The organism is Nocardia sp. NBC_01499, assembly GCF_045040275.1.
Lineage (GTDB): Bacteria > Actinomycetota > Actinomycetes > Mycobacteriales > Mycobacteriaceae > Nocardia.
The window spans coordinates 9,136,422-9,161,861 of the sequence record NZ_CP109426.1 but is presented as its reverse complement, the minus strand read 5'-3'; the positions used below and the strand labels follow the sequence as shown (position 1 = coordinate 9,161,861).

31 protein-coding genes are annotated in these 25,440 nt (G+C 66.6%); 14 read left to right on the top strand and 17 right to left on the bottom strand.

Annotated features, from left to right (window positions below):
- Positions 1–160 precede the first annotated feature (160 nt).
- The gene (locus OG203_RS41820; protein ID WP_405162717.1) at positions 161–1,036 is read left to right on the top strand and encodes a hypothetical protein; all 876 of its coding nucleotides are present in this window, start codon (positions 161–163) and stop codon (positions 1,034–1,036) included.
- A gap of 105 nt (positions 1,037–1,141) precedes the next feature.
- The gene (locus tag OG203_RS41815; RefSeq protein WP_405162716.1) at positions 1,142–1,540 is read left to right on the top strand and encodes a DUF4440 domain-containing protein; all 399 of its coding nucleotides are present in this window, start codon (positions 1,142–1,144) and stop codon (positions 1,538–1,540) included.
- Positions 1,541–1,553: 13 nt separating this feature from the next.
- Here the strand turns inward: OG203_RS41815 and OG203_RS41810 are convergent, their stop codons facing one another.
- The 3 genes from OG203_RS41810 to OG203_RS41800 all read right to left on the bottom strand — a co-directional run bounded on the left by OG203_RS41810 (position 1,554) and on the right by OG203_RS41800 (position 4,635).
- On the bottom strand, positions 1,554–2,294 hold the full coding sequence (locus OG203_RS41810; protein WP_405162715.1) for a DJ-1/PfpI family protein: 741 nt from the start codon (positions 2,292–2,294) through the stop codon (positions 1,554–1,556).
- 110 nt (positions 2,295–2,404) lie between these two features.
- The gene (locus OG203_RS41805; protein WP_405162714.1) at positions 2,405–3,652 is read right to left on the bottom strand and encodes an FAD-dependent monooxygenase; all 1,248 of its coding nucleotides are present in this window, start codon (positions 3,650–3,652) and stop codon (positions 2,405–2,407) included.
- 89 nt (positions 3,653–3,741) lie between these two features.
- On the bottom strand, positions 3,742–4,635 hold the full coding sequence (locus OG203_RS41800) for an NAD(P)H-binding protein (protein WP_405162713.1): 894 nt from the start codon (positions 4,633–4,635) through the stop codon (positions 3,742–3,744).
- Positions 4,636–4,703: 68 nt separating this feature from the next.
- Between OG203_RS41800 and OG203_RS41795 the strand changes: the two genes are divergently transcribed.
- Positions 4,704–5,513: a LysR family transcriptional regulator gene (locus tag OG203_RS41795; protein ID WP_405162712.1), complete on the top strand. Its 810-nt coding sequence runs from the start codon at positions 4,704–4,706 to the stop codon at positions 5,511–5,513.
- A gap of 26 nt (positions 5,514–5,539) precedes the next feature.
- Here OG203_RS41795 and OG203_RS41790 read toward each other — a convergent pair whose 3' ends face one another.
- The gene (locus OG203_RS41790; RefSeq protein WP_405162711.1) at positions 5,540–5,977 is read right to left on the bottom strand and encodes a heme-binding protein; all 438 of its coding nucleotides are present in this window, start codon (positions 5,975–5,977) and stop codon (positions 5,540–5,542) included.
- A gap of 450 nt (positions 5,978–6,427) precedes the next feature.
- Between OG203_RS41790 and OG203_RS41785 the strand changes: the two genes are divergently transcribed.
- Together OG203_RS41785 and OG203_RS41780 are read left to right on the top strand one after the other, a co-directional pair.
- A complete protein-coding gene (locus tag OG203_RS41785) occupies positions 6,428–6,721 on the top strand; it encodes a DUF1330 domain-containing protein (RefSeq protein ID WP_405162710.1) in 294 nt (97 codons plus the stop codon).
- Positions 6,722–6,860: 139 nt separating this feature from the next.
- A complete protein-coding gene (locus OG203_RS41780) occupies positions 6,861–7,781 on the top strand; it encodes an alpha/beta hydrolase (protein ID WP_405168171.1) in 921 nt (306 codons plus the stop codon).
- Here the strand turns inward: OG203_RS41780 and OG203_RS41775 are convergent.
- Positions 7,768–7,914, bottom strand: coding sequence for a serine hydrolase (locus OG203_RS41775; RefSeq protein WP_405162709.1), 147 nt, complete (start codon positions 7,912–7,914; stop codon positions 7,768–7,770). The two genes, OG203_RS41780 and OG203_RS41775, sit on opposite strands and share 14 nt — an antisense overlap.
- 45 nt (positions 7,915–7,959) lie before the next feature.
- Positions 7,960–8,835, bottom strand: a complete 876-nt coding sequence (locus OG203_RS41770; RefSeq protein ID WP_405162708.1) for a helix-turn-helix domain-containing protein — start codon at positions 8,833–8,835, stop codon at positions 7,960–7,962.
- Between the two features lie 130 nt (positions 8,836–8,965).
- On the opposite strand from OG203_RS41770, the gene OG203_RS41765 reads away from it, so the two are divergent.
- Genes OG203_RS41765 through OG203_RS41755 form a run of 3 tightly spaced genes read left to right on the top strand, consistent with a single transcriptional unit; the run spans position 8,966 to position 11,528 of the window.
- On the top strand, positions 8,966–9,868 hold the full coding sequence (locus tag OG203_RS41765) for an MBL fold metallo-hydrolase (RefSeq protein ID WP_405162707.1): 903 nt from the start codon (positions 8,966–8,968) through the stop codon (positions 9,866–9,868).
- A gap of 42 nt (positions 9,869–9,910) precedes the next feature.
- Positions 9,911–11,329, top strand: a complete 1,419-nt coding sequence (locus tag OG203_RS41760) for a carboxylesterase/lipase family protein (RefSeq protein ID WP_405162706.1) — start codon at positions 9,911–9,913, stop codon at positions 11,327–11,329.
- A gap of 7 nt (positions 11,330–11,336) precedes the next feature.
- Positions 11,337–11,528 carry a hypothetical protein gene (locus tag OG203_RS41755; protein ID WP_405162705.1) on the top strand — a complete coding sequence of 64 codons (192 nt, stop codon included), beginning with the start codon at positions 11,337–11,339 and terminating at the stop codon, positions 11,526–11,528.
- A gap of 61 nt (positions 11,529–11,589) precedes the next feature.
- On the opposite strand, the gene OG203_RS41750 is transcribed toward OG203_RS41755, so the two are convergent.
- From OG203_RS41750 to OG203_RS41740, 3 genes are all read right to left on the bottom strand, one after another.
- Complete coding sequence (locus OG203_RS41750; RefSeq protein ID WP_405162704.1) at positions 11,590–12,300, bottom strand: DUF3558 family protein; 711 nt, start codon at positions 12,298–12,300, stop codon at positions 11,590–11,592.
- Positions 12,301–12,433: 133 nt separating this feature from the next.
- Positions 12,434–13,357 (bottom strand): NADP-dependent oxidoreductase, encoded by a 924-nt coding sequence (locus OG203_RS41745; protein WP_405162703.1) that lies wholly within the window; start codon positions 13,355–13,357, stop codon positions 12,434–12,436.
- 81 nt (positions 13,358–13,438) lie between these two features.
- Positions 13,439–13,867 carry a nitroreductase family deazaflavin-dependent oxidoreductase gene (locus OG203_RS41740; RefSeq protein WP_405162702.1) on the bottom strand — a complete coding sequence of 143 codons (429 nt, stop codon included), beginning with the start codon at positions 13,865–13,867 and terminating at the stop codon, positions 13,439–13,441.
- A 118-nt stretch (positions 13,868–13,985) separates the two neighbouring features.
- Here OG203_RS41740 and OG203_RS41735 point away from each other — a divergent pair, with 118 nt between their 5' ends.
- Positions 13,986–14,531 (top strand): MarR family winged helix-turn-helix transcriptional regulator, encoded by a 546-nt coding sequence (locus tag OG203_RS41735; RefSeq protein ID WP_405162701.1) that lies wholly within the window; start codon positions 13,986–13,988, stop codon positions 14,529–14,531.
- Between the two features lie 3 nt (positions 14,532–14,534).
- Here OG203_RS41735 and OG203_RS41730 read toward each other — a convergent pair whose 3' ends face one another.
- Positions 14,535–14,843: an SDR family oxidoreductase gene (locus OG203_RS41730; RefSeq protein WP_405162700.1), complete on the bottom strand. Its 309-nt coding sequence runs from the start codon at positions 14,841–14,843 to the stop codon at positions 14,535–14,537.
- Positions 14,770–15,087: a hypothetical protein gene (locus OG203_RS41725; protein WP_405162699.1), complete on the bottom strand. Its 318-nt coding sequence runs from the start codon at positions 15,085–15,087 to the stop codon at positions 14,770–14,772. Before OG203_RS41725 ends, OG203_RS41730 begins: the two co-directional genes overlap by 74 nt.
- 70 nt (positions 15,088–15,157) lie before the next feature.
- Here OG203_RS41725 and OG203_RS41720 point away from each other — a divergent pair, with 70 nt between their 5' ends.
- Entirely contained in the window at positions 15,158–16,054 is an 897-nt protein-coding gene (locus tag OG203_RS41720; RefSeq protein WP_405162698.1) for a LysR family transcriptional regulator, read from the top strand.
- A gap of 262 nt (positions 16,055–16,316) precedes the next feature.
- Here the strand turns inward: OG203_RS41720 and OG203_RS41715 are convergent, their stop codons facing one another.
- On the bottom strand, positions 16,317–16,919 hold the full coding sequence (locus tag OG203_RS41715; protein ID WP_405168170.1) for a cytochrome P450: 603 nt from the start codon (positions 16,917–16,919) through the stop codon (positions 16,317–16,319).
- On the opposite strand from OG203_RS41715, the gene OG203_RS41710 reads away from it, so the two are divergent.
- Complete coding sequence (locus OG203_RS41710; RefSeq protein WP_405162697.1) at positions 16,905–17,849, top strand: hypothetical protein; 945 nt, start codon at positions 16,905–16,907, stop codon at positions 17,847–17,849. The two genes, OG203_RS41715 and OG203_RS41710, sit on opposite strands and share 15 nt — an antisense overlap.
- A 634-nt stretch (positions 17,850–18,483) precedes the next feature.
- Here the strand turns inward: OG203_RS41710 and OG203_RS41705 are convergent.
- On the bottom strand, positions 18,484–19,212 hold the full coding sequence (locus tag OG203_RS41705) for a TetR/AcrR family transcriptional regulator (protein WP_405162696.1): 729 nt from the start codon (positions 19,210–19,212) through the stop codon (positions 18,484–18,486).
- Between the two features lie 111 nt (positions 19,213–19,323).
- Here OG203_RS41705 and OG203_RS41700 point away from each other — a divergent pair, with 111 nt between their 5' ends.
- Positions 19,324–20,010 carry a hypothetical protein gene (locus tag OG203_RS41700; protein ID WP_405162695.1) on the top strand — a complete coding sequence of 229 codons (687 nt, stop codon included), beginning with the start codon at positions 19,324–19,326 and terminating at the stop codon, positions 20,008–20,010.
- Between the two features lie 4 nt (positions 20,011–20,014).
- Here OG203_RS41700 and OG203_RS41695 read toward each other — a convergent pair whose 3' ends face one another.
- Positions 20,015–20,959, bottom strand: coding sequence for an alpha/beta hydrolase family protein (locus OG203_RS41695; protein WP_405168169.1), 945 nt, complete (start codon positions 20,957–20,959; stop codon positions 20,015–20,017).
- A 153-nt stretch (positions 20,960–21,112) separates the two neighbouring features.
- On the opposite strand from OG203_RS41695, the gene OG203_RS41690 reads away from it, so the two are divergent.
- Positions 21,113–21,691, top strand: a complete 579-nt coding sequence (locus OG203_RS41690; protein WP_405162694.1) for a TetR/AcrR family transcriptional regulator — start codon at positions 21,113–21,115, stop codon at positions 21,689–21,691.
- A 28-nt stretch (positions 21,692–21,719) separates the two neighbouring features.
- Here OG203_RS41690 and OG203_RS41685 read toward each other — a convergent pair whose 3' ends face one another.
- A complete protein-coding gene (locus OG203_RS41685) occupies positions 21,720–22,400 on the bottom strand; it encodes a nitroreductase (protein WP_405162693.1) in 681 nt (226 codons plus the stop codon).
- A gap of 97 nt (positions 22,401–22,497) precedes the next feature.
- Between OG203_RS41685 and OG203_RS41680 the strand changes: the two genes are divergently transcribed.
- Complete coding sequence (locus tag OG203_RS41680) at positions 22,498–23,079, top strand: TetR/AcrR family transcriptional regulator (RefSeq protein ID WP_405162692.1); 582 nt, start codon at positions 22,498–22,500, stop codon at positions 23,077–23,079.
- Positions 23,080–23,109: 30 nt separating this feature from the next.
- Here the strand turns inward: OG203_RS41680 and OG203_RS41675 are convergent, their stop codons facing one another.
- Both OG203_RS41675 and zomB read right to left on the bottom strand, forming a co-directional pair.
- Positions 23,110–23,382 (bottom strand): hypothetical protein, encoded by a 273-nt coding sequence (locus OG203_RS41675; RefSeq protein ID WP_405162691.1) that lies wholly within the window; start codon positions 23,380–23,382, stop codon positions 23,110–23,112.
- A gap of 166 nt (positions 23,383–23,548) precedes the next feature.
- Positions 23,549–25,438, bottom strand: coding sequence for a flagellar motor control protein ZomB (zomB, locus tag OG203_RS41670; protein ID WP_405168168.1), 1,890 nt, complete (start codon positions 25,436–25,438; stop codon positions 23,549–23,551).
- Between the last annotated feature and the right edge of the window lie 2 nt (positions 25,439–25,440).

Genomic DNA, 25,440 nt, shown 5'->3' with positions numbered 1-25,440 from the left:
GAGCACATGGGAAAGTCCCCAGCGCCAGCGGTAATGGGTGCGTCTGGCTGTTCAGCGCCCAACCCCGCATATCCAGTCCGAAGCGAGACCCCTCATGAACCGTAAACGCTTGTTACCCATCGTCACCGCCTGTTTAGTCCTGTCCTTAGGGCCGGGCTCCATGGCGGTGGCAGCTCCGCAAACCGCAACCCCCGCGGTTGCCGCACCATTCTGTTACGAAGAGCCTTCCACGCCGCAGGCCGATATCAGTGACCTCAAAGCGCGCTTCAGCAGCTCGAACTGGATGCCGACCCTGCAGGCCATGTACCAGCGTCGCTGGCCGAGTGGGCAGAAGTTGGCGATCGCCCAGGCCAACGACCAATACTGGAATCAGTTCGTGGATACCAGCAGTTTCGAGGCGTTCGCCGAGTCGATGATGGTGGCGATCCACGAGGAAACCCACATGTGGGATCTCGACGCGTCACGCAGCGAGTGGGATGTGTACACCTCGTCCTGGATCAACGCCGCACAGCAGATGACGAATATCCCGCTCTACGGCGGTTTCCCGCGCAAGGAAATCCTGCCGTTGATCAAGGACAAGCTCAGTGACGACATGGATGGCATCTACCTGCGCGACCAGGAGCAGGGCGACTACCACTTGCAAGGCGTGACAGCGGAATTGAACGCGGGACTGATGGGTCTGCCCGCGGTCACCGTGGTGCAGGAGTACATCAAGGGAATCGGCGCGAGCAATGCCAGGGATATCGCCGCGACCAATCTCAGGTACCTGCTGCTGTACTTGCGCGTGGCCAAGGACAAGCACCCCGACTACTGGGCCAAGATCAAGAACGAGCCCAAGCTGCGCGACCTGGTGCTGACCCAATTCCTGCGCACCGCTTACTGGTTGGACAAGTCCGCGCCCTACTCCGGCACGATCGGCGGCCCGAACGCCGACAAGATCACCGAAAAGAACTACGCACCGGAGAACATCTCCATTGTCGAGGAGTTCACCGGACGCAAGGTGCGCACCGACGCCCAAAAGAACTGCACTGCTTGATAGACGACACCCTCGGCCACTGGCCACCTCGTGAGGATCTCGGCCCGTGCTGGATATGATCTTCGGCACGGGCCGAACACGCCGACCGAGACCGAGATTGCCGCTATGCCTGCACACCCCGACCTGGCCGACGTGATCGAGGCCCTGCACTCGGACCTCGCCGAGTGGATGGGCTCGAACGCCCCACCGAAAGTGTTCGACCGATTCGCCAACGCGCTGCACGACGAATTCTCTTCCGTCACAACGACCGGTCAGGTCATCGACCGCGACACCCTGCTCGCCGGTGTCTGGTCGGCGCGAAACGCCCAGCCCGGCTTCACCATCGAGATCACCGACATCCAGGAGATCGCGCACAGCGACACCATCCTGACCGTCCGTTTCACCGCCGAGAACCAGCAGGGCGACACCCGCTCCCGCCGCCTCGTCACCGCGATCCTGCTCAGCACCGACCACGGCTACCTATGGCGCCTTGTCCACGAAACCGCCGCTCCCCCAGCCGAATAAGCCGACCAGCCTGCTAGGTCCGCTTACTCTGGCGAGCGCGGATCCGCCTGAGAGCCTGTTGCCACAACACTTTTGGCACAGCGATCGCTTCTTTGACGAGCGCCCCGGCATCGGCGCCGTCGGCACCGACGCGGGCCATCTCCACCATCGCTTTGCGGCGGAAGGCATCGGAGACCTTGCTCGGGTGGCCCGCGTCGAACGGCGGGCGTGGGTCGTACTCCATCATGAGCTGAGCCGTCTCGGCCCGCTCTTTCCCCGCGATTTCGCCGAGGAGCCACAGGCCCATGTCGATCCCCGCGGACACACCGGCCGCGGTGACGTACTTCCCGTCATGGACTACACGCTGATCCCGCATCGGCTTCGCACCGAGCACCGCCAAACTCGACTGCGCCGTCCAGTGCGTAGTGGCCGGCCTACCGTCGAGCAGGCCCGCGGCGGCAAGCACGGTCGCCCCGCTGCACACCGAGGTGGTCCACGTCGTCGTCTCATCGACCTTGCGCAGCCACGCGTGCAATGTCGCGTCGGCGACAACCGCCAGCGGCATACCGCCGGGCACCAGCACAATGTCCGGCGACGGTGTCTCCTCGAACGTGTGCGTCACCCCCAAGGCCAAGACACCGCTGTCGACAATGACCGGGCCGACCTCGTGCCCGACGAAGCGAATATGCGAGTCCGGAACCCATCGCAGCGCCTCGTACGGCCCGATCGCATCAAGCGCGGTCATCCCCGGATACAGCACAATCGCAATCTGCACAGTTACCACCGTAATTGGTCAGACGATCATGGGGAACTGGTGGCGGCATCTCGCGAGAAGCTGCCGCCACCAGTTCCCCGTGATCGCTTGTCCAGCAACATCTCAGGCGTTCACCGGCGGGCGGCGAAAGGCGAGTAGTCCGGTAACGGATATTTGGTCCTTGCGTTTGACAGGCGGGTGAGTAGGGCCCGCACCGGCGACAGCGGCCGCGACAGATATACCGCCATGAAGGCGAGTAATACCGCGACCCCGCGACGGGTTTTGGGATGACGCAGCCGCACCTCGGCTTCGGTGCCCTTCTGCACCTCGGTCACCAGCGGCCGTAGCAGTTCCTCGTAGCGGTCGAACGCTCGCGCGAAATCGGTTGGTGTCTCGGCGATTTCACCGGCGAGCAGATAGGCGCCGATGAGGGCGAGCGCGGTGCCCATCCCGGTCATCGGCGATCCGCAGTACGCGGCGTCACCCAGCAGCACCACCCGGCCCTGCGACCATTTCGGCATTCGGACCCGGGTTACCTCGTCGAAGTAGAAGTCGGGGGCCTTGGCCATGCTGTCCAGGATCGACGGAATCACCCAGCCGTGCCCGGCCAGCCGGTCGCTGATCAAGCGCTGCTGCGCGGCTACATCTCCGCGCAATGTGTCGTCGACGGGTATGCGGGTGGCGATGATCGCCATCGAGGTCGCCGGGTCGGGGTCGGGGCGCACCGCGACTGTGCTATCCGGTACGAGATGCACACCGACCCAACCGGTTTCCAGCCTCATCCCCGGCGGCGTTGGGATGGTGAAGAATCCGATATAGGCGCCGAGGTATTCGGTGAACCGCTCGCGCGGACCGAACACCCGCGCGCGCAGGGCCGAATGCAGGCCGTCCGCGCCGATCACCAGATCGAAGTCGGCCTCGGCACCGGAGGCGAAGCGCACCCGCACCGCATCGGCGTCCGCACTCAGGCCATCGACCCACTCGCCGTAGCGATAGTCGAGTTCACCGTATTCCGCTGGGCGAGCGTCGATTTCGTCGAGAAGCACCTGGTTGAGGTCGCCGCGACTGATCTCGATCTCCGCGACGAACCCCTCACCACCGAACATCTCGGCGGGCATCCGGGCCCGCTGCCGACCGCGCTCATCGATGAAAACCATGCCGCGCTCATCGAGTTGACGCCGCCGGATACCCGGCATCAGACCCATCCGTTCGGCCACCTCGCGGCTGGACCCGCGCAGGTCGACGGCTTGCCCGCCGGGACGCGGCGTGGCGGCACGCTCGACGACTGTCGTGTCGATGCCAGCGCGCAGCAATTGCAGTGCCACCGCGTTACCCGCAATACCGCCGCCGCACACCAGAACTCGAATCGAACCAGACATAGTGAACCCTCCCGCGCGACACCCTCGACCTGGCCAGTGTTTCAGCGACGACCGCGACGGGACAACCCAATTCCCCGCTGGCCGCTACCTCATGCCTGGACCGCCGAGGCGAGGACCTCCGTGCACCACTCGCGGAAGGTCGTCGGGCTCGCGGTTTCCGGGGTGCGCGGCACGGCGTCGTCGAGGCCGTCGTCTTTCGCGAGCATCATGTCGACCAAGCCCTGCGCGTGCGCGTCGCCGACGCCGTATCCGGCGAGTGCGGCGCGGAAGTCGTCGACGGACTGCCGCTCGTAGCGCACCGGTCGGCCGAGCACGTCGGTCATGATGCCGGCCATATCGTTCGCCGAAAGGTCCTCGGGGCCGAGCACGGGGACTTCGCCCGTTCCCGTCCACGAGCGGTCGAGCAGGAGGCGGGCTGCGGCCGCGGCGATGTCTCGGGTCGCGACCACCCGCGCTTTGCGGTCGGCGTCGATGATGTCGGTGAATACGCCGTTGTCGCGGATCGAAACCACTTGCCGCAGTAGGTTATCCATGAAGGTCGGGTTTGCGAGCGCCCGGTAGGCCACGCCCGTACCGGCGATGAGGTCGTCCATGGCCAGTGACGCGGTGACGTGCCCGGCGTGGCCCGCGACGGGAGTGCCACGCCCGAGCGCCGAGACGCCGACCACGTGCCCGACTCCGTTGGCGGTAAAAGCTTTGGCGGCGGCGCGAGTGAAATCGGCGAACACGGCGTCCAGGCTCGGTGCCCGCGGGTTCGGCGGGACGAGCCAGAAGACGGCGTCCGCGCCGGTGAACGCCCGGTCGACGACCTCGGCGTCGTCGTGCGAGCCGGTGACGACGTCGACGCTGGCGCGGACCGCGTCGGAGAGTTTCGCCGGGTCACGCACGATGACGCGCAATTCTTCACTGCGAGTGGGGTTTTCGAGCAGTAGGTCGAGCAGCTGGCTGCCGATGTTGCCGGTGGGGACGGTGATGACGATCATGGTTCGAGTCTCGCGGCGACCACCCGCGACCGTCCAATACCCTTTCCAGCAATTGATACCCTGAAGGCATGGATCTCGATCTGCGCAAGCTCCGCTACTTCGCGGCGGTGGCCGAACAGCGGCACTTCGGCCGAGCGGCGGAACGGCTCTACATCGCCCAGCCGGTGCTCAGCCGTCAGATCAGGGCTTTCGAGCAGGAGTTGGACTGCACGCTGCTGGTGCGGACCACCCGCAGCGTGGAGCTGACCGCCGCAGGGAAGCAGCTTTACGAGGAGGCGAAGGGGATCCTCGCGACGGTCGACGCGGCGGTGCGGCGCGTGCACGACGTCGACCGGGACGTCCGACGGCTCGTCGTCGCCTTCTCCCCCGGACTGCATGTGTCGGCGGCGATTCGGGCGTTCACCTCGCGCTATCCCGATGTCGAGACCGACCTCGTTCCGACGCGCTGGTGGGAGCCGGACGCGCCATTGCGGGACGGCCGTGCCCAGGTCGGGTACCTGCGGGGCCCGTTCGAGGCTTCGGGGTTGCGGACCATCCCGATCGGCCACGAAACCCGAGTCGCCTGCATGCCCGCCACACACCCGCTGGCGTGCCGCACCGCGCTCACCAGCGCGGACCTCGATGGCGAGCGGAAGCTCGATACGCCGAACAGGCGGACATCCTCGCTCGAGGAGAAGTTCGAGCTCATCGCGGCTGGACACGGCATCGCGCTGCTGCCGATGAGCGTCGCAGTTGCCTACGCCCGTCCCGACATCGTCCACCTCCCGGTGACCGACGCCCCGGGGATCGAGACGTGCCTTGCCGTCGCCGCGGACCGGCGCGAGAAGGTGTTGCGCGATTTCCTGGAGATCGCTACCACGACGCTGCGGCGCGCCTGAGCAGATCGGACGGTATCGGTCGCCGATTACTCGGTGCGAGAGCGGTATTCGTGCCACCGGTCTACCGCGGTCCGCACCGCCTCCTCGTCTTCGCTCGCATGAGCCCCGGAGGCACCGGCCGCGCCGAGCACCACCCCGTCGTCGGTGACCAGGATGCCACCGGCGAACGGAATGAAGTCACCGTCGTGCAGGTGCTGGATGCTGTCGACGATCGCGCCAGGCAGCTTGATCAGACCTGACGGCTGCAACGCCAGTAATGCGGTGCGCGCCTTGGCCACCGCGATCCGGCTGGTCATCGGCATCCCGCCGTCGGCGCGCCGCAAGACGATCACCGCACCGCTCACATCGATAACGGCCACCGCCAAGGGCGGGAAGCCGCGCTCGGCACCGACCGCCAACGCGGCCGCCACCAACCAGTCGGCATCGGCCAAGTTCAATCCGGGAAGTCGAGGAGTCTCCGTCACGGCATCGAATCTAGCTGGAGCGCAACCGTAGCCGCGCGCGATTATCCGCCAACCCGAGTCACATGGAAGTAGGCAACGTGGCGGTCGCCTTCGGTGATGACGACAACGGTGCCGGGCTGGACCCTGTACTCTCCCGTGTTTTCCACAATCAGCCATCCGCCGATGGCGGGTGACCGCCAGGCGGCACGGTCCTCCACTCGCAGAACGAACGACGCCAGTCCGCTCGCGGCATCGCGCGGGGGTACGAATGCATTTGGGGCATAGTTCTCACCGGCCGGTGTCAGTGGTGGACCTGACGAACGACCACCTTGTTCCGCTGTGAGCCAGACGATCTGACCACTGAACGGAGGCTGCTAGCAAAGCGCACTCAGGCATTCTGTCGCATGGGTCCGCAACTGCCAATCCGCCCTGTGCCTGGCCGACGTACTCGAGGGTTTGCATAATGAGGCCATGACGGCGTACGTGATCTCCGAGGTTCGAGTACTCGACGAAGCACTCGCCCAACGCTACCGAGAGCTTGCCGCCGCATCGATCGCCCGATACGGCGGACGCTATCTGGTGCGCGGCGCCGTACCGGAGCCCGCCGAGGGTGCGTGGGACGATGAACGGCGCCTGATCATCGTCGAGTTCCCCAGCGCTGAGCGGCTTCGCGAGTGGTACGCGTCCGCCGAATACGCTGAAGCCCTGCGGATTCGGGAACACGCGCTGGAGCGGCGGCTGCTGTTCGCGGAGGGACTGAGCTGACCTACATCGAAGCCCCTGCGGTGCTTGCCGCGCGATCGGGAAAAGCCAATTGTTGTGGCCCACCTAGAGATTGGGTGCTTGCCTGCCAGCCACATCGCCTGATCTGCTGATAGAACGTGCTGTATCGATGAGGAGGACCATGGAGATCGGGCTCGACCAATTGACCGATGCGGGGTTGGCCGCTTACGCCGAGGAGAGTCGGCAGTTCAACGCCGCCGCGAAGCCTGTCGCTGGGCCGCGCACGCCTGAGGAATTACAGCAGGTCCGCGATAAGCAGTCCGCGCTGTTGATTCAGTCGGGCAGCAGGGCTGTCGAGCGGATCGTCGAGGCCGACGGACGCCGGGTTCCGGTGCGGATCACCGTGCCCGAGGGGACTTCGGTCCGGGGTGCCTGCCTCTATATTCACGGTGGCGGTTTCTATATCGGCTTGGGCGCCGGGGGCGATGAGCGCAATGCTCGTCTTGCCGACGCGCTCGGGGCGGTTGTGGTGAGCGTCGATTACCGCCTGGCGCCCGAGGATCCGTGGCCAGCGGCTCCCGACGACTGCGAAACTGCCGCGCGCTGGCTCCTGGAACAGGGCGAATCCCTTTACGGGGCAACCGAACTGGTGATCGGCGGATCCTCGGCGGGAGCGAACCTTGCCCTGGTCACCCTGTTACGCCTGCGCGAGCAGGGTCTGAGCGAGCGGTTCGCCGGTGCGGCACTGCAATTCGGCGCATACGACCTCAGCGGGCAAACTCCCGGCGGCCGACTGTACGCCGATGAGTACTTCATCCAGACCTATGTCGGCCACGTCACCGACCGGACCCACTCCGAAATCTCCCCCCTCTACGCCGACCTCCGTGGCCTGCCGCCGACACTGCTGATCGTCGGCGATTCGGACATCCTGCTCGAGGACAACCTGGCGATGGCGGCGCGGCTCTCGGCCGCGGGCAACGCTGTTGACCTCCGGGTATACCCAGAGTCCCGGCACAACTTCACCGCCTCGCCAACCACGATGGCCACCACCGCGAACCGAGACATCGAAACGTGGCTTGCTGACCGGATCAGCGCGAGATGACGACGCCCGCACTCCGCGGCAACAACATTCGCACCGTGATCCGCCGGTCCGGCTCGAACTCGGGCAGGTAGTCCGCCGCCGGTGTATCCAGCGCGATCTTGCCCTCGGCAACCAGTTGCAGGGTCGCGGTCAACCGCAACCGTGATCTGCATCACTGGCGCTGCGCGGTGAGATCTGTTCAGACCGTGTACGACAACGACTGGTTGGCGTCGGCGGGAATGGACTGCGCGAGGAGCGCGAGGGAGTCGGCCGCACTGGATCCCTTGGGCGTTGTGGCGACTACGACGGACTGATCGGGTGAGCGGGCGGGGATGAGGATCTGCTGCGTGACGGTGAGTTGACCGACCAGCGGGTGATGTAATTCGTAGGCGTCGGCCTCGCAGGGCTTGACCCGGTGGTCGCGCCACAGCTCCACGAATTCCGGGCTCTTCATGGATAATTCGCCGATCAGTGCGGCCAGTAGCGCGTCATCGGGGTGCCTGCCCGCGACGAGCCGCAGATTGCCGACCACGGCGCGGGCTTTGCGCGGCCAGTCCGCGTACAGATCGCGGATGTGCGGATCCAGGAACAACATTCGAGCCTGATTCGGCCGGTCCGCGGCACGATCCGGCGCGGTGCGATCGATATGTTCGGCGAAAAGCGCATGCCCCAACGCATTCCAGGCAAGGATGTCGGTTCGCCGACCGAGGACCATCGCGGGCGCCGTCTCGAAGACGAGCATCAGGTCGCGCGTCAGTGGGTGCAGTCGCTCCTGCGGTGGCTGCCTGCGCCGCGGGCGGCGCGCCGCGAGTCGACGCAGATGCTCGTGCTCGTGTTCGTCGAGCCGCAGCGCGCGGGCGAGCGCGGCGAGGATGGCATCGGAGGCGTTGCCGGACTGGCCCTGTTCCAGGCGCGTGTAATAGGACACGCTCACCCCTGCCAGCTGTGCCAGTTCCTCCCGACGCAGCCCCGCCACCCGCCGTTGACCAGGGAATTCGGGGAGACCGACATCCTCAGGGCGCAGGAGCGCACGCCGGGCTCGGAGGAATTCCCCTAGCTGTGTGGACGCACTCATAAACCCAGTGTGCACTGCCGGCCACCGGGGAGCCTGACCCTGCCAGGGGTACGCAGCGGCCGGGCTGGCACGCCGGGGCGCCAGGGCAGCACGCTGAAGCAATCAGCAGCGAGCAACCTAGGAGCGGAACATGCACGAGATCGTGCTGGGTGATGTCACCATCACCCGAGTCATGGAGTACTACGGTTCGGTCGATATGGCGCCGCAGACCTTCTTTCCGGACAGTCCCGAAGGCGCCTGGAATCGGCATAAGCCTTGGCTCGCACCGGATTTCGTCGACCCGGACACCGAAGGCTGCGTCTCGGCCGTGCAGACCTGGCTGCTGCGCAGCGAAGGCAAAACGATCCTGGTCGACACCGGCGTCGGCAATCACAAGGAACGTCCGTACGCGCCCGTCTGGGGTCATTTCGACACCGATTTCCTCGGCAACCTGGCCCGGGCCGGAGTGCGACCGGAGGACGTCGACCTGGTGATCAACACCCATCTGCACGTGGACCATGTGGGCTGGAACACTTACCTGCACGATCGGCACTGGGTCCCGACGTTTCCCAACGCCACCTATCTCATGCCCAGTCGCGATTTCGACTTCTGGAATCCCGCCAACGGGCACCCGACCGTCTTCGGCCGCGGTAATCAGAACGTCTTCGAGGACAGCGTCGCCCCGGTGCACCAGGCCGGGCAGGCCGTGCTGTGGGACGACAGCTACCGCATCGACTCGAATCTGCGATTGGACCTGGCGGCGGGGCACACGCCGGGATCGTCGGTGCTCACCCTGGAGTCGGGCACCGACCGTGCCGTGTTCGTCGGCGACATGCTGCACAACCCCTTGCAGTTCGTCGAACCCGACACCAACAGCTGCTTCTGCGAAGACCCCGCGCAGGCCAGTGCCACCCGCCGCCGACTCCTCGGCTGGGCGGCCGACAAGAACGCACTTGTGCTGCCCGCGCACCTCGGCGGGCACGGCGCCGCCGAAATCAGCCGCGACGGAGACACATTCGCCGTCAAGGAGTGGGCCCCGTTCACGCGCCCCTGACGCGCGGACAGCAGATCCGATCCGAGACACCAGGAGGTTGCCATGTCCGACCCGATTGTCACCACCACCGAAGGCGCCGTCCGCGGTCACGTCACCGACACCGCGCACGTCTTTCTCGATATCCCTTACGCCGCACCACCGCTCGGGCCCGCTCGGTTCGACGTGTCGACACCGCACCAGCCATGGTCCGGCGTTCGAGACGCCACCCGGCCCGGTCCGACCGCACCCCAGCCGGGTCGCGACTTCGGAAAGCTCGACATGTCACCGTATTTCGGGCCCGGCTGGGTTCACGGGGCGGACTATCTGACGGTGTCCGTGTGGGCGCCCGCGCAGGCCAGCAACAGCCCGGTCATGGTGTTCGTGCACGGTGGTGGATACGTCAGCGGATCGAACCGTGCGCCGCTCTACGACGGCAAGGCTTTCGCGCGGGACGGCGTGGTACTGGTGACCGTCAACTACCGGATCGGGATCCCCGGATTCCTCGATCTGCCTGGCGCACCGGCCAATCGCGGCATGCTCGACATCGTCGCGGCGCTGCGGTGGGTGCGACGCAACGTCGCGGCGTTCGGCGGTGATCCGGACAACGTCACGCTGTTCGGACAGTCCGCCGGGGCCACGATCGTCGGTGGATTGCTGGCACTTCCCGAGGGACGCAACCTATTCCATCGTGCCATTGTCCAAAGCGGCAGCGGCACCGGTGCGTTCTCGCCCGAACAGGCCGCACGGGTCACCCGTGCGGCCGCGGACACCCTCGGAATCAAGCCGACAGCAACGGATTTCGCCGAGATACCGGACGAACGTCTGGTCGCGCTGGTACCGGAGCTGACCGGCATCGACCTGCGCACCGAAACCAGCGCCGACCCGCTCGCCGGGCTCAGCCCGTTCGGCCTGGTCCTCGACACACAACCGGCCGACGCCGTAGCGGCCGGTGCCAGCGCCGAGGTGACACTGATCGTCGGGACGAACACCGAGGAGGCCAATCTCTACCTTGCGCCGCAACACGATTCGGCAGCGACGAGCGAGGACGCGGTATACGCCACCGCCGCCGGAGTCGACACCGACCCCAAGGCACGTGTCGCGCGGTACCGCGCCCGACACCCACAAGCGAGCCTGACGGAACTGCAATCGACCCTCCTGGGAGATGCCCTGTTCGGAACGGGCAGCCGACGCCTCGCCGAAGCCCATGCCGCACTCGGGGCCTCCCCCACCTACACCTACGAATTCGACTGGCAATCCACCGCTTTGGACGGCCGACTCGGCGCAGCACACACCGTGGAACTCCCCTTCGTCTTCGACCGCCTCGACCTACCGCCACTACACGGCAGCCGCGGCCTCCTCGGCCCGGCCGAACCCCCTAAGGCGCTCGCCGCGCGCATGCACGGCGCCTGGGTGCGTTTCGCCCACACCGGCGACCCCGGTTGGACACCATCCCACGCCCACCGCTTCACCGGGCAGGAGTGACGCCTGTTTGTTGTATGCCGAAGGCTCGGGCGAAGTCTGGGTCACGACCGCCGATGGGCATCGTGCGCAGATCGCGGGGCACGCCGACAATCCGGCGCCCGGCCTCGACACCGGCGGAAAGCCGTTGGATCAACCGCAGCGGCAGCTGATCGAGCGGCTTTTCTACCACCACCCCGGGCGGGACGATCCTTCTCGTTGAGCGAGCGTCCGTGTGATCGGCGTGCGGCCGGTCTCGCGGGAGGGATTGTGCGGAGCCCGCGCTAGGGCAGCAGGCCGACCAGGCCGGCGCTGATGCGACGCGCTGCGACGCACGGTTCTTCGGGCGCGTCGGGACGCAGGTTCCTGGTGATGAACGAGACGAGGCCGCCCGGGACGGTCACGCTGACGTAGCAGCCGATTTTGTTCGTATCTTGGGCGGCACGATATTGGTAGCCCGCTCGGTCGCCGACCGGTACCGGGTTCACATTCACGTAGCGGCCGCTCTGGATGAAGTCCTGGATCGTCTTGTGCGTCGACACGATCGTCAGTTCGGACTTGCCCGAGGTGGACGGCCAACGGCAGCTCTTGTCGTCAGAGTTGTCGACCACCTGCGTGGCGCTGGTGTTGAATCCCTGCTTGGCGACAGCGGCGAGGTTGATACCACAGGGATCCCACTGCGCGGCGGGCGCGGGCTGCTGGGCAGGCGGAGCGGGTGCGACAGGCGGAGCGGGCTGCTGGGCGGGTGCCGGTGCGGGCGCCTCGGGTGCGGGCTGCTGGGCGGGTGCTGGTGCGGGCGGAACGTTTTCGCCCTCGTTGTTCCCGCCACCCGTGGATGGGTTCGTTGCCCCGGCGGATGTCGCGGCCGCGGCGGTTGCCTGCGCGTTACTCGGGGTCGGCTGGCTGTTGTCGGAACTGCTGCCGCATCCCGTGAGCAGCACTGCGGCGCCGACTGCCACGACCATGGCGCCCATCGATTTCCCTCTACCGAACATGCACGAAACCCCTTCATCACCAACGATTTTGGGGGCGGCAAACCTCCCCCCCGTAGCTGACTTTACGGTTGACATCGAGGGCTCAGCAAACTTCTAGATGCCCCCAAAGTACCTGCCCCCAACAGTGGGGCCGCTAGGGTTCGAGGACGATCTTGCCGCGAGTGTGGCGGTGTTCGAGTTCGGTGTAAGCCTCGCGGACCTGCGCCAGCGGATAGACCTTCGCGATCGGGACTTCGAGGTTTCCGTCGGCGATCAGGCCGACCAGCTCGGTGAGCACCTTGGCGCCCGGCCCGGCCTCTGCCCCGCCGTCGGTCTTCACCCCGTGCTTCGCGGCCGCCGCGAAATCGGCGATGGTGTCGATCCGCTCGACCGCGACGCCGAGGGCGAGGGCCAGCTCGACGTACCCGTTGCCGTGGGTGTCGATGAAGGCGTCGACGCCGTTGGGTGCGGTGGCCTTGATCCGGTCCGCGACGCCGTCGCCATACGCGATCGGGAGCACGCCGTGGCTCCGCAGCCACTCGTGGTTGCTCTCGCTCGCCAGGCCGATGACCGTTGCCCCGGCACGGCGCGCGAGCTGGACGGCGAGCGAGCCGACACCTCCGGCAGCGCCGGCGACGACGACGGTCTCGCCCTGCTCGAGCTGGACGGAATGTACTGCACCCCAAGCGGTTACACCGGCGACGTACAAGCCGCCAGCCACCTCCCACGAGATGTTCGCCGGCTTGCGTATGAGGTCGCCGACCTCGACCAGGACCAGCTCGGCCTGGGAAGCCCGCCGCTGCGAGAACCCGATCACCTCGTCGCCGGGCGAGAATCCGCCGACGTCGGCGCCGATCTCCTCGACGACCCCGGCGAGGTCGCTGCCCTGTCCGGAGGGGAACGTCGAGGGGAATATGTGCGCCACCGCGCCCGTGCGGATGGCCGCCTCACTGGGGTTGATGCCAGCCACCTTGACCCGTACGAGGACCTGCCCGTCGCCGGGCACCGGGCGTTCGACCTCGTCAACTCGCAGGACATCGATTCCGCCGAATTCGTTGTACCTGACTGCTTTTGGCATAATCGTCGATCTCCGTTCGGTCTGAATTCGCCTGGTAGCACCGCGGAGTCAGCCGTTGGTGCCGACGACGAGCCGGGTCGGCTACGCCCGGCTGAGTTCGAGAACGGGAATGGTCCGCACCCCAGCGGTTTGGCGTTCGTACTCGGCGAAGCCGGTGTAGCGGCGCGCTTGCTCCGCGTAGATGAGATCGCGTTCAGGGCCGGGCAATTCGCGGACAGTCACCTTGTACGCCTCGGTTCCGCGTTCGACACTGCCGTCACCGGCGGCGGTCAGGTTGTAATACCAGTCCGGGTTGTGCGGTGCGCCGCCCGTGGTCGCGAAGACGTAGATGATGTCGGGCTCGGTGTCGTGCGGGAGATACATGACCGGGCTGACGTGCTCGCGTCCGCTTTTGCGGCCGCGATGATGCAGCAGGGCGATCGGAGCACCTTCGAAGACCCCGCCGACCCTGCCCTCGTTCGCGCGAAACTCCGCGATCGTCTTGGCATTCCAGTCGAGCGCCTCACTCATATCAAACTCCTGCCGATCATGGATCGGGCGCCGACCAGAGTCAGCGTTTGTTTCTATGTAAACAACTTTAGGCCGCCAGAGAGTTACATGTCAACAAAAGCTCGGTAGGCTCGCGGTCATGGATCAGGAGTCGCTGAACGAGCGGGAGACCCGCGCCTGGGTGCGGTTCCAGCACATGCGCATCGAGGTCAACGTTGTGCTCGCCCGCATGTTGACCCGCGACTTCGGGCTGACCGAGGCGGATTTCGTGATCTTGCTCAGACTGTCCAACAGCCCGGAGAACAGGTTGCGCGCCCGCGACATGGCCGCCGCGCTGCAATGGGACCGAAGTCGCCTGTCCCGCCAGGTCTCTCGGATGGAGACGCGCGGCACGGTCATGCGCGCGCCGAGCGAGGGCGACGCCCGCGGCTACGACGTCGCGCTCACCGATGCGGGCCGCGCCGCATTTCAGGCCGCGTGGCCGTCATACGTGACAGGCATTCGCCACTGCTTCGCCGACGTGCTCGCCCCGGATCAACTCGACGCGCTCACCGACATCGCCGAGACGATCGACCGCCACTTCACCGCTGAGCACTGCCCCGGCGGACTGAAAGACCCGGCGAAGGCAGACGGTGCTCGCACGACAGCGGCCGGTCTCGAGTTCCGTACGGCAGCGGATCAATGAACGTCAATGCCCATCGGAGCAGAGCCGAACCGCCGCTGCCTCTTCCGGGACTGCCAACCGACCGAGCGGGCCTACCGCTCGAGCGTGTTGGTGCCCGCCGCCACCGTCTCGAAACCGGGTGTGGGTCGGGCCGGGGCACACGGCGTTGACCCGAATGTTGTTGTGCGCGTGCCTCTGAGCGAACGCCAGCGCTGCCGATCCCGCTACCTGCGCCCGGTAACCAACCCCACTGTGCCGCTCAGGCCAGTACCTTGTGGTTCGCCCAGGCGACCTTGTACGGGTGCCGTGACTGCCAGCGGTGGATGACCTCATGCATGCCGGGCGCGGTGAATGCCTGTGCCAGCGTGTCGATGTCGGCCACGCCGATCTGCACGATCGCGGTCGCGATCAGCGCCGGAATGGCCTCCTCGCCGGGGACGGCGATGTGGTGGCCGGCCGCGAACGACTGCACCAGACCGCTGCCGAGCATGACCTGTTCGATATCTGCGAGGTACTGATCGAGTGCGGTATCCGGTAGTGGCTGATCGAAGGAAACGATCATCGTATGGTTGATCATGCAGCAATTCTTCTTGGCGCCAGCCGAATGTGTCCAAGATCTGTTCGGTATTCGGCGATAACCTGTGGGCATGGTTGAACTGGAGACTCGCGAGCTCGAGTACTTCATCGCGGTTGCCGACGAGCTGCACTTCGGGCGGGCCGCCGTTCGGCTCTCGATCGCTCAGCCCGCGCTGTCGAAGGCGATCCGGCGGATCGAGACTCGGCTCGGTGTCGCGCTGTTCGTCCGCTCCAGCCGCCACGTCGCGCTCACCGCGGCAGGCGAGGCGTTGCGGGAACACGGGCGACATGCGCTCAACGCGGTCAGCGCCGCCGTCCGCAGCGCCCGGCGCGCCGGTGACACGCAGGCGCACCTGCGGCTCGTGCTCAAACCCGGCGGCGATGCCGGTCTGCTGTCACCGATCCTGGCCGAGTACGCCAACCAGCCCGACGCCCGGCGGGTGGACATCCTGTTCAGCGGTCCCGCCGATCGCACGGACTTTCTGCGCGACGGGCGAGCCGACGTCGGCCTGCTCTACGCGCCGTTCGACGATCTCGACGGTCTGGCCCACGAGACGCTGCACACCGAGGACCGCGTGGTCATCGTCCCGGCCGGACACCGGCTGGCCGGGTGCGCGGCCGTGCGAATGTCCGATCTGGCGGGTGAAACGCTGCCGCGTTGGAAAGGCGTCCCCGGGGGCGACGGCACCGGTCCCGAGGTCGCCGACGTAGTCCAGTTGCTGCACCTGATCGTGGTCGGCCGGATGATCGGGGTGCTGCCCCGTTCGCTGGTCGAACCGGTCCCAGCTGGCGTGGTCTGCGTCCCGGTGACCGACGCGCCACCGAGCCACCTGGTCCTCGCCTGGAATGCGCAGGACCGCCGACCGCTGCTCGCATCGTTCGTGACCGCCGCACTCGGAACACCCCAACCAGGCCCTGAACCATCGTCACCGCCGACTGCTGTTGGTCGGATGATCACGGGGAACTGAGGGCGGCATCGGCCGAGAAGCTACTTACGTCAGTTCCCCGTGATCACTTGTCCAGCAGTGCATCTCGGAAGTTGCCAGCCGGCACGCCGACGATCGTGGCTTCCGAGGTGGGCGTGGGGGCCTGGCGCTTGCCGGAGATACAGCCGGACTCCGCTTGCGGCTCGAACCACGGCGACGCGCGCCGTGACGCTTGCGGCTGACCGTCTCGGGCCGCGTAACCGCGGTTGGATCTCCCATGCCAATGGGCGCGGGATGCGGTGGGTCAGTGCGGGGTCGGTGGGGTGGGGTTGCGTGGTGTGAGGTTCATATGGATGTCGTCGGCTGCCCATAGGACGAAGCGTTCGATGGGGACTACGGCGTGATCGGCGGCGAGTTCGAAGCGGAATCGCTTTACCAGGACCGCGAGCATCAGTTCGGCTTCGACCATGGCCAGGGAGGCGCCTTCGCAGCTCCGTGGGCCGACGCCGAAGGGGATGTAGGCGAGCCTGGGACGGTTGGCGGTCCCCGCCGCAGTGAACCGTTCCGGATCGAAAACCTCTGGCTCGGGCCAGTATTCGGAGTTCAGGTGCACGGCCCAGATCGGGTAGAAGATCGTGGTGCCCGCGGCGACCGTGTGCTCGCCGATGCGAAGCTCCTCGGTGGTTTCGCGGGCGCCATAGGGTCCCGGCGGGTAGAGCCGCATCGACTCCTTGAGGACCATAGTCAGATACGTCAGGTGTTTCAGATCGGCGTAATCGGGAGCGGGACGGCTACCAAGGACGCGGTCAAGTTCTTCGACCACCCGCTCGGCGACATCCGAATGCTGCGCGAGCAGGTACAGGGTCCAGGAAACGGCGACACCAGTGGTGTGGTGGGCGGCAAGCATCGTCACCAACACGGTGTCCCGGATCCGCGCCGCAGGCTGTCCCGCGGCGGCCAGCGCGGCGATCAGATCGCTGCTCTCGCCATGGTGCGCCCCGTCGTCGTGATGCGCGGCATCACCGCGCTGCCCGCCGTCACCGTGCTGCGCACCGCCACCGTGCTGCCCGCCATCACCCTGCTGCTCGCCACCGTTCTGCTCGCCGCCGTGCTGCTCGCCGCCGTGCTGCTGCACGGCGTCACCGTGGTGCTCGCCATCATCGTGGTGCCCGACGCTGTCGCGCTGCCCGACGCTGTCGTGGTGCGCGGCGTCACCGTGCTGCCCGCCATCACCCTGCTGCTCGCCACCGTTCTGCTCGCCGCCGTGCTGCTGCACGGCGTCACCGTGGTGCTCGCCATCACCGTGGTGCCCCACGCTGTCGCGCTGCCCGACGCTGTCGTGGTGCGCGGCGTCACCGTGCTGCCCGCCGTCACCGCGATCCGCGCCGCCACCGTGCTGCCCGCCGCCACCGCGATCCGCGCCGCCGTCGTGGTGCCCGACGCCGACGTGGTCCGGGGCACCACCGCGCTGCCCGCCGTCGCCGTGATCCGCGGCATCACCGCGATCCGCGCCGCCGTCGTAGTGCGCGGCATCGCCGTGCTGCCCAACGCTGTCGTGGTGCGTGGCATCACCGTGCTGCGCGCTGCTGTCGTGCTGCGCGCTGCTGTCGTGCTGCGCGGCGACGGCGTGGTGGCCGCCGCCGCTGTGGTGGCCGCCGCCGCTGTGGTGCGCGGAGAGCACGCCGTCCACGGTTGCCCGCAGGTACGTCAACGCCTGTTGGGCGCGAACCGCGCGGGACTCGTCGGTGCCCGGCATTTCGACCTGATACAGCCGAGACAGTTGCTCGGTCAGCACATCCTCGAACGCCGCGACGATCTTTCCGGCCTGTTCTGGTGAGTCCGCTCCACTGCCGAGCGCATAGGCGCAAATCATGCGCAGTGACAGCGCACTGAGGTTCTGTTGCAAGGCGATTGGGCCGTGTGTGGCGGCTTCGGCCCACTGGTCGGCCAATTCACCGGTCAGTGTCACGAACTGCCCGAAATGTGTTTCGTGCGAGCGACGTCCGGCCAGGACCGACAACAGCACCCGCCGCCACGGCGTGTGCTCGGCGGCGGGGATTGTCTGGAGATTGCCTGACTCTTGCAGTGGGGCAAGGAATTCGAACAACTTTTCCGGGCGCTTATCGATCTTGGCGGTCGCCTCGAGCAGTATCGGGTCCGCGACCGATACCGCCGTCTGCGCGCCCGGCAGTCGAAATTGGACCACCGGGCCGTACTCGTCATGCAACTTCAGCTGGTAGTTGTGTAACCCGCCCGCGGCCACGATCTCGGCGAGACCGTCACCCTCGCAACGAGGTCCGGGGATCGGTGCGGAACTACTGTCGACGCCTGGTTTCATGACATCCCTCCACGACCATGCTCCCGCTTCCGAACCCCAGATATCAAGCCTTCCTGGCCGGTTCCCGCCGGATCCACCGTTGATGCGGTGAACCCGTTGGAGAGCAACGGGTTTCGCTCACTTGTTGGCGCGATCAGCGGCCGCTGCGCCGCTCGGTCAGGTTGTCGACAATGAGGCCGAGGGTGAAGTCGAACCGTTCGTGTCCTGTGCCGGAGGTCAATTCGGCCGCATAGCGTTTGGTCTGGGGGAACTGATCGGCGGGGAGCGCGGTGAAACGGCTGATCAGCTCGTCGCGGCTGACGACCCATTCGTCCTGTTGGCGCTGTCGCTGCGTGACCAGGGAGATCTCCAGTGTGTAGGCGGCGACGTAGAGCGAGAGCGCGTCGATCGACCAGGCCGCCGTCTGCGGTTCGATGCCACCGGCGAGCAGGATGGCCAGCATGCCTTCGCTGACGCGCATCACGTCGAGGTTGGTGGAGACCATGGCGAGCGCGGCGCGGGAGATGCCGGGGTAGCGCAGGTACTGGTCGCGGGTCTGGGCGCAGACGTCGAGGATTTGCGCGCGCCAGCTCGCCGGATCGGGTTCGGGCAGTACCAGCTGGGCACAGAGTCGGCCGATGATCAGCTCGTCGATGTCGGCCTTGTTGACGACGTGCGCGTACAGCGAGGCGGGTCCGGTGTCGAGTACGCCCGCAACGCTGCGCATCGTCAGGGCGTCATAACCCTGAGTGGCAACGACTTCGAGCGCGGCGTCGGTGATCCGGTCGACGGTGATCGGCTCTTTCCTGCGCGTTTGCTGCGCTGACGACGCGGCCGGTTGAGCGTGCCTGGCGGCGCGACGCTGTTTCGGATCCACTGGCATGCGACCGAGCATACCTCGACACGAACACAGTTCGACACATAGAACTTAGTTCGCGACCGGACAATTCCGGTCTGCCAGTTCCCGATGAACGCGAACCTGCATGATGGGCGCATGCTCCCCACCGACCACCTGGCCAAGGCAGACCGTCGCCCAGCCGTGATCGACACTCCCCTCGGCACCGTCGGATTCTCCGTCACGCTCGGCGCGGACGCGCTACCGGCCGAGCCGGATGCCTTGTGGTACTTGCCGAATGGCTCGCAGCTGCACCGGTGGGGACATCGAACTGCCACGGTCGATCTGTTGATCGGCAGTATCGATGTCCCCGCCTGGGACGGCGGCGCACCGGTCCCGGTGTGGGCCGCGATCTGGCAGGTGCAGGCGCGCGCGAAGGTGCCTGGACTGGTCGTCTCGGCCGAACTGACCGATCTTCCCGCCGACGCTTACGGCGGCCAGGACTCCGGCGAATGCCTCGCGGCCGTGAGCGTCGAGACCGAGCGCTTCATGGTCTCGATCGGCGGCCCGGATGCCGAGCTGCTCGCCATGCAGGCCGCGGACGGTCGGCTGATGCCGACCAGCTGGGCCCGCCCGCTACGGAACGGCACCTCCGAATACGGTGTGCGATACACAGATCCGGCCCGAGTCGCGTGGCACCTGCCCGGCCTGACCAACGCGGAGGTGGCCCGACTGTGCATCGCGACCGCCTGGTGTCCGCACGACGACGAGCGACCCGCGGCCTGGTTCGCGGTCGATATCCCCCTCGACACCGCCTACCACCACCTCATCACCGATCCGGCCTGACCGCTTACTTGTTGTCGATGCCGCCGATCGGGTCGGCGGCCTCCGCGAGCTCGGCCTGCACCTGCTTCCACGCCGTGTCGTCGATCCCGAGAACGCTGCGGAGGTAGGCCAGGGAAGCCTTGCGAATCAACGCGACTCGCTCCGGGCTTTCGTCGGTGGTGTCCTTGGCGTTGTAGCCCTGGATTCCGCCGAGCAAGTGTTCGCCGCCGAACACGGTGAGCAGGCTCTGGGCACCCGGGCTGTGGGTGTACGCATCGGTGAACCAGTCGGGGCCGCGAGTCGAGAGGTGGGACTGGTCGTTGTCACCCGCGACCACGAGGGTTGGCGTGGCCAGGCCGCTGAAGTCGGGATACATGAAGGGGAAATTCTCCGCGGCGAAGGGCGCTAGCTCGTCGCCACCGATCCCGGCGGCGGCAAGCAGCACACCGGCTTTCACGCGAGCATCCGTCAGGTCGGGCCCCGGCTGCCCGTCCGCGTCGAGAACGCGCGCGCCGAGCAGCATGCCGACGGTCTGTGCACCCCAGGAGTGTCCCGCGACGGCGATGCGGTCGCGGTCGATGCGGTCACCGAGGCCGGGAACCGCGGCGACGATGTGGTCGAGTTCGTCGAGTACGCGCCCGACATCCTGCACCCGGATGCGCCAGATGTTCGAGTATCGCGGGTCCTCGGGGGTGATGCCGAGGGTCCGCGAGTCGAGGAACGTTGGCTGGATGACGACGAAGCCGTTGCCGGCCCAGAAATCGACCAGCGGCTCGTAGGCGGACATCGACTCGCCGAAGCCGTGCGCGAAGACGAGCACCGGGAGCGCGGTGCCTGAGGCGGGCGCCGACACGCGCACCTGCAGGTCGTCGCCGCGCTCCGGTGCGGGCAGGACGACCGGCTTGACGCTGATGATCGGAGTGGTCAGTACGGGGACGGCGCTAACGGCGACCGTGCCGGGTGCAGGCATGTTGATCTTCCCTTCGATGGCGATGAGCGGCGTGTCCGCGTAGGTTCCGACGGCGTGAGCCACCGGTTAGACTCTTAAGCGGAACACTGCTCCGAATATACGGAACAGTGCTCCGCTTAGCAAGACGACCGCAACGAGAGGAAGGAGCGCCACGTGAGCGCAGGCGCCGATCCGCTGCCGACGACCGCCAAACGCGCGGACGCCCGACGGAACGAGAAGACCCTGCTCGATGCCGCGGCGTCGATCTTCGCCACCGACGGAGTGGACGCGCCCGTCCGCCGGATCGCCACCGAGGCGGGCGTCGGCATGGGCACGATCTACCGGCACTTCCCCACCCGCGCCGACCTCGTCGTCGCCGTCTTTCGGCATCAGGTCGACGCCTGCGCCGAAGCCGGACCCACCCTGCTCGCGACAGCGCCGTCACCGTTCACCGCGCTGCGTCAATGGGTGGATCTCTTCGCGGACTTCCTGGTCACCAAGCACGGGCTCGCCGCCGCGATGCGTAACGACCCAGACACCTTCACCACCCTGCACGGACTGTTCATCGATCGCCTCGTGCCGGTGCTCGCCGACATCCTCTCCGCCGCAAGGGCTTCGGGCGAGGTCACCGCCGACTTCACCGCCTACCAACTGCTCCGAGCGATCGGCGACATCTGCGCCGGCGCGGAAATGGTTGACGCACAGTACGACTCGCGCCTCACCATTCGACTGCTACTCGACGGATGCCGGTAGGAACGACCCGAAGTTTGCTGGCCGGGGCTCAACCGTGGAATCGAGTGGTCTCGCCCAGTTCGGCGCGCGGCATCGGAAAGGCGTTCGCCGGTGACGATTCGTCGGCGTAACCAAAGGAAATGCCGAGCAAGATCTTTCGGTCCTTGATGCCCAATTCGGCACGGATGGTGTCGGCGTAGAAGCTCAGAAGTCCTTGCGGGCAACTGGCTATGCCGTACGCGGTCATTGCGAGCATGAGCGTCTGCGCGTAGATGCCGACATCGGCGGCCATGCGCACCTCGGCGTTGGGTGCGGTGAACAGCAATGCGACGTGCGGAGCACCATAGAAACGCAGACTCTCGGCGTTGTACGCCTCGCGCGCGGCGTGATCCTCTCGTCCGATCCCCGCCGCCGCGTAAAGCCGCTCCCCCGCCTGCTGTCGCCGTCGCTGATACGTGCCGCGATAGAGGTCCTCGCTGTAGGGGAAGTCCAAGGAGAGATCCTGCCGGACATGGGCAGCAACCAATGCCTCCCCAAGGCGATCTCGAATGGCGCCGCTGACCACCTCGACGTGCCAGGGTTGCGTATTCGAGTTGGACGGCGCCGCGCCGGCCAGGGAAAAGACGGCCCGCAGCGTCTCGGCGGGCACGGCCTCGGGGCGGAACGCTCGGGTGGCCCGACGCCCCCGGATCAGCTGTTCGGCGTACTCGGACAGGGGGATGGTGATCATGACCCTCACTTTCAGATCTTCCAAAGTAAACGGAAACGTTTACCTGGGAGCGTAGCAACGGTCGCGATGGAAGTAAACGGAGACGTATACTTAGGCGATGGTCGAGCAGAACGTCACTTCCCGCCCCGGGCGCGGCGGACGCCAGCGCATCCTTGCCGCAGCCATGACACTGTTCGAGACGCACGGGATCAACGCAACGAGCATGGAAGAGGTGGCCTCGACGGCCCCGGTCTCGAAGCGCACCCTCTACATCCACTTCCCCAGCAAGGACGACCTGGTGGTGGCGTACCTACGGCACGTCGTCGAAGCCGGACTCACGATGGAAAGCGTGCTCGATCGACAGGATCGCACCCCTCGGGAACGACTGCTCGAGTTGTTCACCGTCCCCGACAACGGCACCGGCCTCATTCGAGGCTGCCCCTTCGTCGACGCCGCCGCCGAGTTCCCCGACCCCGACAGCCCCGCGCACGCCTACGCCCGCCAGCAGAAACAGCGCTTCACCCAGCGCATCGCCGCGTTGCTGAGCGAACTCGGCGCAGCACAGCCGGACATCCTCGCCGAGCAGCTCGCGATCCTCGCGGACGGAGCCGCCAGCAGGGCGATGGTACTCAACGACCCCACTTGTGGTCAGCACGCTCGCGCGGCCGCGACGGCACTGCTAGACGCCGCCACCGCCTGAGGATGACGATTGGCCGATGCGGGCCGGTGCTCAATTCCCGTGGCATGACCAATAGTTCGGGGGCAGCGGCTTGACAACCGGCGCTGTGTTGATCCCCCGGGGTGCCGCAGGCACAGGCGCGTCGTACTGGCCCATGAACACCGTCAGCCCGCCGATGCAGATCGCCAGCGCCGCCGCCGCGCCGAGCAGTGGCCGCACCAACCGAATCTCCCGCGGCTGCCATAACCGCACCAAATGCACCAACCGCCATAGTCGCCACAGCTGCCCGAGCCGCCAAGGTTGCCATCGTCGCACTTCAGTCATGCCACAGTCCCATCCCTCGCACTGCATAGGCTGAATCGCGCTGGCGCCCACTGCGTTACACAGCGGATATGCCGCTGCCGATGCGGGAAGGTTGCTGCGGTCGCTTGTCCAGCGCCTGACGGACACGGAATCGTCGATCGCGCAGTGATCGTGCCAAGCCAACGCGCTATCGCGACGCGTTGGCGCCGACCACGTGGCATCGCTCGATCTCGTACTCCGGCACCCGATCGATGCGGTACCTGGCGTATTTCAGCGACTGCTGGACGTTGCGCCGGAACCGGTCGAAGGTGAGCGGTGCGCGCGTGGAGGCAAGCAGGTCCCGAGTTTCCGGGCAGCTCATGGCGGTTCGGATCCGGGTCACCCAGCCCTCGTCCAGGAACAAGGGCATCCGGGGATGCTCGACCGACATGCCAGCGTCAACGACCGCCCAGTCCGCGTCGAGGTTCTTGTCATGGCCGATCCTGGCATTCGGGAACCGAAAAGTATGTGCGGCAAGCGGATACGACAGGCCAACCGGATCGATCACGCGGACATCGAGGGGCATGTTCATGCTGATCATGCCGAGATTCACGAAGAACACGGTATGTTCGGCGCCACCGACCGGGATCGGCGTCGGAGGCGGGACGATCTGCCAGTTCCAGGACGGCGAATTGATGAGCAGCCCGCCGTTCGGGCTGCTCGCGATATCGCCGATCATGGCCCGTATACGCGGGTAGTTCAGATAGTCCTCGGCGCGGATCGGGTGATCGTGGCCGGTGCTCTTGACGTAGTAGAGCCGCTCGTCCGCGATGCCAGAGGCGGTGATCCGATTGCCGGTCTTGATGGCGGTGACGTCGGCCGCGAACAGCGCCCAGCCCACGGTCGCGGCCAGCACGATCGGGACGACCCAGTCGATGCGGCGCGGAACCGCCTGTGCGGCCGAAAGCTTCAGCGGCAGCACCATGACGGGCAGCAGCAGGCAGAACAGCGGCGGCAGCAGCATGCGGCCGTGCATGAAGTCGCCGCCGACACGGATCTCGTAGATAGTCAGCAGAGCACCGCTACTGAACATCAGGGCGACCACCGCGGCCGGGGACCGCAACCGCCCACTGATTCGGTGAATACGTTCGCGCAGAGACAGTTTCGAATCACGGTCGGACCAAATAGCGGCAGGACTACCGATCCGCCGGGACCGCACCGCCAGCACCGCCGCCGCACTCAGCACTACCAGCGGCACCCACAACCAGTACGGCCCAACCAGATTCCACAGGTAGCTCAACCCCTGCCGCCACTTCGCGCCGCTCGCATCCTTGGCAACGGCCGTGTTCGGATATGGCAGACCGTAATAGCCCATGCGCCAGATCTGATAGGCGACCGGCACCAGGCCCGCCACCGCCACGATCAGCGCACGGAACAGCCACGGCCGCATCCCCGGCAGCGGCGCGCCGCAGATCATGACCAGCGCCAGCGCGCCGACCAGCGTCAGCTCCGGCCGGATCAGCGGCGCAAGACCTGCGACAAAGGACAGGCCGAGAACGCTTGCGCAGCTCACCTTTTCGGCGCGACTCCAGCGGATCAGCCACCACCACAGCACCGCAAGCCAGCAGATGACCAGGCTGGACTCCAGCCCCGAGGTGGCATAGTCGCGGGCCGGAGGGACCGCGACATAGACGAGAGCGCCTGCCGGAAGCAGCAATTGGGCACCGCCCTGCCACAACCGGGCCGCGCCGAGCATCGCGAAGACGATGGCCGCGACCGACAGCGTCAGCGCGACACCGAGCACCACGTACTCCAGCCGCGCCTGCGTCAACCAGCTGACGAACCAGACGAGATAGGTCCAGGCGGTACTGGTGTTGACCTCGACGCGCTCCCCCGCATTGAAGACCGGGCCATTGCCCGCCAGCAGGTTTCGCACCGTACGTAGCACGGTCAAACCGTCGTCGGCGATCCAGCGCCGCTCCCAGCCGCCGATCGCGAAAAGCACGGCGGTAAGCACAATTCCGCCGACGAAGGTCGCGCAAGATGATCGTTGAATGGAACTCCCCCTTATTGGTACGGGCGAACCATATCGCCCGATCC

Coding starts and splice junctions, on each gene's coding strand:
- OG203_RS41815 (WP_405162716.1), top strand. CDS start 1,142: ATGCCTGCACACCCCGACCTGGCCGACGTGATCGAGGCCCTGCACTCG.
- OG203_RS41740 (WP_405162702.1), bottom strand. CDS start 13,867: ATGAGTGAGGCGCTCGACTGGAATGCCAAGACGATCGCGGAGTTTCGC.
- OG203_RS41795 (WP_405162712.1), top strand. CDS start 4,704: ATGGATCTCGATCTGCGCAAGCTCCGCTACTTCGCGGCGGTGGCCGAA.
- OG203_RS41715 (WP_405168170.1), bottom strand. CDS start 16,919: ATGCTTGCCGCCCACCACACCACTGGTGTCGCCGTTTCCTGGACCCTG.
- OG203_RS41760 (WP_405162706.1), top strand. CDS start 9,911: ATGTCCGACCCGATTGTCACCACCACCGAAGGCGCCGTCCGCGGTCAC.
- OG203_RS41680 (WP_405162692.1), top strand. CDS start 22,498: ATGGTCGAGCAGAACGTCACTTCCCGCCCCGGGCGCGGCGGACGCCAG.
- OG203_RS41705 (WP_405162696.1), bottom strand. CDS start 19,212: ATGCCAGTGGATCCGAAACAGCGTCGCGCCGCCAGGCACGCTCAACCG.
- OG203_RS41820 (WP_405162717.1), top strand. CDS start 161: ATGGCGGTGGCAGCTCCGCAAACCGCAACCCCCGCGGTTGCCGCACCA.
- OG203_RS41785 (WP_405162710.1), top strand. CDS start 6,428: ATGACGGCGTACGTGATCTCCGAGGTTCGAGTACTCGACGAAGCACTC.
- OG203_RS41750 (WP_405162704.1), bottom strand. CDS start 12,300: ATGTTCGGTAGAGGGAAATCGATGGGCGCCATGGTCGTGGCAGTCGGC.
- OG203_RS41745 (WP_405162703.1), bottom strand. CDS start 13,357: ATGCCAAAAGCAGTCAGGTACAACGAATTCGGCGGAATCGATGTCCTG.
- OG203_RS41720 (WP_405162698.1), top strand. CDS start 15,158: ATGGTTGAACTGGAGACTCGCGAGCTCGAGTACTTCATCGCGGTTGCC.
- OG203_RS41735 (WP_405162701.1), top strand. CDS start 13,986: ATGGATCAGGAGTCGCTGAACGAGCGGGAGACCCGCGCCTGGGTGCGG.
- OG203_RS41770 (WP_405162708.1), bottom strand. CDS start 8,835: ATGAGTGCGTCCACACAGCTAGGGGAATTCCTCCGAGCCCGGCGTGCG.
- OG203_RS41675 (WP_405162691.1), bottom strand. CDS start 23,382: ATGACTGAAGTGCGACGATGGCAACCTTGGCGGCTCGGGCAGCTGTGG.
- OG203_RS41805 (WP_405162714.1), bottom strand. CDS start 3,652: ATGTCTGGTTCGATTCGAGTTCTGGTGTGCGGCGGCGGTATTGCGGGT.
- OG203_RS41800 (WP_405162713.1), bottom strand. CDS start 4,635: ATGATCGTCATCACCGTCCCCACCGGCAACATCGGCAGCCAGCTGCTC.
- OG203_RS41685 (WP_405162693.1), bottom strand. CDS start 22,400: ATGATCACCATCCCCCTGTCCGAGTACGCCGAACAGCTGATCCGGGGG.
- OG203_RS41725 (WP_405162699.1), bottom strand. CDS start 15,087: ATGATCAACCATACGATGATCGTTTCCTTCGATCAGCCACTACCGGAT.
- OG203_RS41780 (WP_405168171.1), top strand. CDS start 6,861: ATGGAGATCGGGCTCGACCAATTGACCGATGCGGGGTTGGCCGCTTAC.
- OG203_RS41765 (WP_405162707.1), top strand. CDS start 8,966: ATGCACGAGATCGTGCTGGGTGATGTCACCATCACCCGAGTCATGGAG.
- OG203_RS41695 (WP_405168169.1), bottom strand. CDS start 20,959: ATGCCTGCACCCGGCACGGTCGCCGTTAGCGCCGTCCCCGTACTGACC.
- OG203_RS41730 (WP_405162700.1), bottom strand. CDS start 14,843: ATGAGGTCATCCACCGCTGGCAGTCACGGCACCCGTACAAGGTCGCCT.
- OG203_RS41700 (WP_405162695.1), top strand. CDS start 19,324: ATGCTCCCCACCGACCACCTGGCCAAGGCAGACCGTCGCCCAGCCGTG.